Here is a 5,779-nt window from a genome sequence, read left to right as displayed (position 1 = left end):
CGAGAGGACGTCGGTCTGCTGTTGCCGGGAGAGGAGGAATGGAAAGACTTGATCACGTGATTCTACTGCGATGATGCCGCCCCTGTGCGGGAGCGTATGGGCGGTTCTCGAGTGAGAGGAAAGGAGGGTGTATGGGATATGGAATCAAGATTCTAGCCCAAGGGCCGCGCGCTTGTTTCACGCGTCCTGAGATGAAGGCGGAGCGCGTCAGTTACGACGTGATAACGCCCTCGGCCGCACGAGGCTTGCTTGAGGCGGTTTATTGGAAACCTGCCATCAAGTGGCGAATCGACCGTATCACTGTGTTGAATGAAATCGAGTTCGACACGTTTCGCAGAAACGAGCTTGACGGGAAACTGAGCTACCGCAATGCGAAGTCTGCCATGAAAAGCGGCGAGGACCTCTATGTCATTGCCTCCGAAGGAAAGCAGCGCCAGCAGCGGGCAACGCGGTATCTCAAAGACGTGGCATACGCCATCGAGGCGCATTTCGAGCTGACGGATCGAGCGGAGCCGGACGATACGCCGGAAAAGCACTACAACATCGCGTTGAGGCGACTGCGCAAGGGGCAGTGTTTCAACCAGCCCTACTTCGGTTGCCGCGAGTTCGCCGCCCAGGTTTCGCTTTTGGAGGACGACCAATCACAGCCAGCTTCCTTCTATGCTGACGCGGGTCGGCAAGACTTGGGGTACCTGCTCTACGACATCGATTTCGACAACGACATGAGCCCGCTGTTTTTCCGTGCGGTTATGGAGGGTGGAGTTATTGAGGTCGCGGATGACCGGAGGGAGTTGGTGGGATGATTCTCAACGAATTGCACCAGTACTACCTTCGCCTTCGAGACAGCGCGGACAGTCCTGTTCCTTCCCGGTTTTGGAGCATCGAGAAGGCATCCTGGGAAATAGAGATTGCCCAAGATGGACGCTTGATATCGGTGCTGTCGCTGGAGTCTTCCGGAACGGGTGACGAGAAGGCGCGAAAGTCTATCGAGATGAGCGTTCCGGAGCATGATGGGCGCTCGGGAACAGCCCTCAAGCCCTACTTTCTGTGTGACAAGTCGGATTATGTGCTGGGCACCGGGAGCTTGCGGCATTACGAGGCGACGGCCGCTTTGCACGACGAGGTACTTTCCGGATGTGACGACGAAGGAGCCCGTGCAGTGCTGGCCTTTTTTGGCCGCAACGACCAGGTGGAGCGCCTCGACGAAGACAAACGGGAGGCTCTCTCGAAAGGGGGCTTCGCGGTTTTCCGTTTGGCGGGAGACAAGCGCCGTCTTCACGAACGACCCGCCGTCGTGGAAGCGTGGAATCGTCATTGCCTCAGTGGTGAGGGCGGTTCAGTCATCGGTCAATGTGGCGTAACGGGCGAGCAGACTCATCTTGCGCGTTTGTTCCCTCAGGTTTCAGGCGTTGCCGGAGCTCAGTCGTCGGGAGCGTCTCTCGTTTCTTTCAACTTCGATTCGTCGGAGTCATATGGCAAGAAGCAAGCCTACAACGCCTCGCTATCCGAAGACGTGGCATTCGGTGCCGGTGCCGCGCTGAAGCACCTGATGAACGATAACGCTCATCGTTGCCGTATCGGTGATACCACGGTCGTATTCTGGTCGGATCGGCCGGCGTATAAGGAAAACGAGATCATGCGCTTCGTGATGGATGCCGATGCTCTGATGCGCCCCGCCGAAGATAAAGCGACGATCGAGAGCATCGAAAGTTCCCTGATGAGCATGAAGCTGGGAATGCCGTCGCCGGAGCTTGACTACGAGACGCGTTTCTTCATCATGGGCCTGGCCCCGAATGCCGCACGCCTTTCCGTGAGGTTTTTCGAGGTTGAGACCTTCGGCCGATTGGCAGACAACTTCGGGCAGTACCTTCGCGATATCGACATGGTTGATGTCAAAGGCTGCTCGCTGCGCACCTATTTGCTGCAAACAGCCGTACTGGGTAAGACGGATAACGTTCCCTCAACGCTTATCGGTTCGTGTGTGACGGCGATGCTGAAAGGCGGACCGTTTCCGCAGGCACTTTACACTTCGCTACTTTCGCGCATGCGCTGCGATCATGCGTCGAACAACCCGTGGGATATGGGGCGTCGAGCCGCCCTTGTGAAAGCATGCTTGGTCAGAAAATGGCGTTGCAACCAGAATACGTACGATTCGGAGGGAAGGAGCCTCACCGTGTCGCTGAATGAAAACAACACGCATCCGGGGTACTTGCTGGGCAGATTGTTCGCGGTAATGGAGAAGGCTCAGAGGGATGCAATTCCCGGGGCCAGTGCAACCATCCGTGATCGGTACATCGGGGCGGCATCGACGACTCCGGCGCGGACGTTTCCGTCGTTGCTGCGCAATTATCAGAATCATATCGAGAACCTTAGGAAAAAGGGCTCGCCGGGTTATTACGTGACGGAGAAGAGGGCTGACGAGATTATGAAACTTCTCGACGGTGACGGGCCCTTTCCAAAATCGCTTGACACCGAAGAGCAAGGGATGTTCTACGTGGGCTATTACCAACAGCGCGTTGACTTGTGGACCAAGAAAACCAAGGAAGGCGAAGAAGGTGCTGAGTATTCCGAAAGCGATGAGAAGGAGCAAAACCGATGAGTGAACCCATTAAGAACCGCTATGATTTCGTGTTATATTTCGACGTCAAAAACGGCAACCCTAACGGCGATCCTGATGCGGGAAACATGCCTCGCATCGATCCTGAAACCAGTAAGGGAATCGTTTCGGATGTTTGCTTGAAGCGCAAGATTCGAAACTACGTCGATTTGATCAAAAGCGAAGCCATTGACGATCCCGACACGTCCGAGGGCGAGCTTGGTTACAAGATATACGTGCAGGAAGCAGCCGTGCTGAACGATCGCAATCGGAAAGCGTATGTTCACTACGACATGAAGTCGGATTCGAAAAAGCTGCCGAAAGCCAAAGAAGACCAGGTGAAGGTTACGAAGTTCATGTGCGACAACTTCTTCGACATCCGAGCGTTCGGGGCCGTCATGACGACCGACGTGAATTGCGGGCAGGTGCGCGGACCTATCCAGCTGTGTTTTGCCGAGTCGGTTGATCCGGTTCTTCCGCTTGAAATGAGTATCACACGTATGGCGGTAACCAACGAAAAAGATGCGGAAAAAGAAAAGACGATGGGTCGCAAGCAGTACATACCTTACGGTCTTTACCGAGCTGAGGGCTTTATTTCAGCCTCGCTTGCGGAGCGGACAGGATTCAGTGAACAGGACCTTGAGCTTTTCTTCGAATCGCTCATGAACATGTTCGAGCATGATCGAAGCGCGGCACGCGGTCTTATGACCTCGCGCAAGCTTTTCGTCTTCAAGCACGACAGTAAACTTGGGAACGCCCCGGCGCATCGGCTTTTTGAACTGGTGTCATCGAAGCGTTTGATCGATAACTCTGTTGAAGCGCGCGCTTTCTCGGATTACGAGCTTGAGGTCGATCGTGATGCTCTTCCGGAAGGCGTCGAGCTGAAGGAGTTCGACTACATCGCTCCGGCCGTCTAGGTCGATGTACGACGATGGCGACCTGCTGGCGCTTTCCGGTTTGCAGCACCTTGCATACTGCGAGCGCCAGTGGGCCCTCATCCATATCGAGCAACAGTGGGCGGACAGCTTTGATACGGTGAGGGGAGACTTGTTCCACGAGCGCGTCCATACCGAAGGATACACCGCGGTGCGCGGTGTACGGGCAGAGCGTGGCGTTCGTTTGGCGAGCCGAAGACTGGGCATTGCTGGGGTTGCCGATATTGTCGAGTTTTCCAGCGGAGGGGATTGTTTGACGGTGCGGCCCGTTGAATACAAGGTTGGCAAAGCGAAGATAGAAGACTGGGATCGCTTTCAGGTTTGCGCCCAAGCGCTGTGTCTTGAAGAGATGTATGGTTGCACGGTGGGTGAGGGTGCTCTGTTCTACGGGGAAACCCGTCGGCGTGAAGCAGTTTTGCTGGACGGGTCTTTAAAAAGCGAGGTCGAGCGCTTGTCGATGCGAATGCACGAGTTGTTTGATGCACAGAGAACGCCTCGGGCGGTAAAGGGGGCAAAGTGTCGCAGATGCTCTCTTGCGGACATCTGTCTTCCTGAGATAAGCGAGCACGATGCTGTTTCGTATTGGAACGAAGGGGTTTGATGACATGAAAAAGCTGCTGAACACGCTTTACGTTACCGACCCTGAAGCGCGTCTTGTCAAGGAAGACGATGCCGTCTCGGTTATGGTTTCCGATAGACGCGCTCTTCATGTTCCGTTCCATCTTCTCGACAGCATCGTTATATTCGGGTACCGCGGGTGCGGAGCGTCTTTGTTGGGGGAGTGTGCTGAACGAGGCATAACCATTTCGTTTCTGGATGGCGAGGGGCGGTTTTTGGCGCGCGTCGAGGGCGCGGTGTCGGGAAACGTGCTTCTCCGGCGCGCTCAGTATCGTCTCTCGGATGATAAGGAAGCGTCGTTGGCTATCGCGAAAAGGTTCGTTGGGGCGAAGGTTTCCAATTCCCGGAAAGTTCTCGAGCGGTATCGCCGTGATTATCCTGAAGACATCGATGAGTCTTACCTTGCGGCAGTGGAAGCGCTGCGTTGTGCGCAGAGAAGCGCGGTGGAGGTCAAGACGGCGGATCAGCTTCGGGGTGTTGAGGGAGATGCTGCGCACGTATATTTTTCGGTGTTCGACCGCATGGTTAGAGTTGAGGAGCCTTCGCTTCGCTTTGCGGGCAGGAGTCGGCGGCCGCCTCGGGATCCTGTCAACGCGATGCTCTCGTTTTTCTATTCGCTGTTGAGCCGGGATATCGCATCTGCTTGCGAGACGATCGGTCTCGATCCCCAAATCGGTTTTCTTCATCGGGATCGGCCGGGCAGAGCGAGTCTGGCGCTTGACCTGATGGAGGAGTTCCGCGCTCCTTACGTTGATCGGTTCGTATTGTCTTTGGTTAATCGGCGGCAAGTGAGTTCCGGCGATTTTGAGCTGCGCGAAGGAGGAGGCGTAGTTTTGTCCGACGAGGCGCGCAAGCGAGTTCTTGGTTTGTGGCAAAAGAAGAAGCAGGAGAGCATAACCCACCCGTTTCTCAAAGAAAAGATGCCGGTCGGGTTGCTTCCGTTTATCCAGGCACAGTTGTTTGCCCGGTTCCTTCGGGGCGATATGGAGAGTTATCCCGCTTTTCTTTGGAGGTAGGCGATGTATGTTCTGGTGACGTACGATGTGGCGACTGCTGACGGAGATGGCCCCCGCCGTTTGCGAAGGGTTTCGAAGATTTGCATGCAGTACGGCCAGCGAGTGCAGAACTCTGTTTTCGAGTGCTCGATGGATCCTGCCTGTTTCGAGGTTATGAAGCATGAGCTGATCAAGCGCATCGATCCTGAGAAGGACAGCCTGAGGTTCTATCACCTCGGGAAAGGTTGGCGGAGCAAAGTCGAGCATGTCGGGGCAAAGCCAAGCTACGACCCAGATGGGTTTTTATGCATTTAGAGCACGGCGAACCTGAAGCGCTTGCTGTCCATTCATGAGGTTCGCGCATTTATTCGCGACAAAGTTTGGATGTGGGGAGTTCTTTTGGGGATTGCACCTTGAAAAATGCATAAGGAAGCACGGAAGTTGCAAGAAAATGTATAATTTGACAGTCACACCCCTCGTGGGCGTGCGGGTTGAAACTTCCACTTTGGCAACTGACGCCATGTCTGCTATCGGTCACACCCCTCGTGGGCGTGCGGGTTGAAACATTTCGAGAGTGCCGAGAGGGGTCTAAGCAATGGGTCACGCCCCTCGTGGGCGTGCGGGTTGAAACTTCT

6 protein-coding genes are annotated in these 5,779 nt (G+C 55.2%); all 6 read left to right on the top strand.

Going from position 1 to position 5,779, the window contains the following annotated elements:
• Window positions 1-131: 131 nt before the first annotated feature.
• Genes cas5c through cas2 form a run of 6 tightly spaced genes read left to right on the top strand, consistent with a single transcriptional unit; the run spans window position 132 to window position 5,459 of the window.
• On the top strand, window positions 132-803 hold the full coding sequence (cas5c, locus tag RR842_RS11265; RefSeq protein ID WP_332711005.1) for a type I-C CRISPR-associated protein Cas5c: 672 nt from the start codon (window positions 132-134) through the stop codon (window positions 801-803).
• Window positions 800-2,599 (top strand): type I-C CRISPR-associated protein Cas8c/Csd1, encoded by a 1,800-nt coding sequence (gene cas8c / locus RR842_RS11260; RefSeq protein WP_332553296.1) that lies wholly within the window; start codon window positions 800-802, stop codon window positions 2,597-2,599. Before cas5c ends, cas8c begins: the two co-directional genes overlap by 4 nt.
• Window positions 2,596-3,513: a type I-C CRISPR-associated protein Cas7/Csd2 gene (cas7c, locus tag RR842_RS11255; RefSeq protein WP_332553295.1), complete on the top strand. Its 918-nt coding sequence runs from the start codon at window positions 2,596-2,598 to the stop codon at window positions 3,511-3,513. Before cas8c ends, cas7c begins: the two co-directional genes overlap by 4 nt.
• 4 nt (window positions 3,514-3,517) lie before the next feature.
• The gene (gene cas4 / locus RR842_RS11250) at window positions 3,518-4,132 is read left to right on the top strand and encodes a CRISPR-associated protein Cas4 (protein ID WP_332553294.1); all 615 of its coding nucleotides are present in this window, start codon (window positions 3,518-3,520) and stop codon (window positions 4,130-4,132) included.
• The gene (gene cas1c / locus RR842_RS11245) at window positions 4,101-5,165 is read left to right on the top strand and encodes a type I-C CRISPR-associated endonuclease Cas1c (protein WP_332729783.1); all 1,065 of its coding nucleotides are present in this window, start codon (window positions 4,101-4,103) and stop codon (window positions 5,163-5,165) included. The genes cas4 and cas1c overlap by 32 nt, the downstream gene beginning before the upstream one ends.
• A gap of 3 nt (window positions 5,166-5,168) precedes the next feature.
• A complete protein-coding gene (gene cas2, locus RR842_RS11240) occupies window positions 5,169-5,459 on the top strand; it encodes a CRISPR-associated endonuclease Cas2 (RefSeq protein WP_332553292.1) in 291 nt (96 codons plus the stop codon).
• Window positions 5,460-5,779 lie beyond the last annotated feature (320 nt).

The sequence above is a fragment of the Gordonibacter sp. genome, from assembly GCF_036667095.1.
Taxonomy (GTDB): domain Bacteria; phylum Actinomycetota; class Coriobacteriia; order Coriobacteriales; family Eggerthellaceae; genus Gordonibacter.
This window is presented reverse-complemented; position numbering and strand designations above follow the sequence as displayed.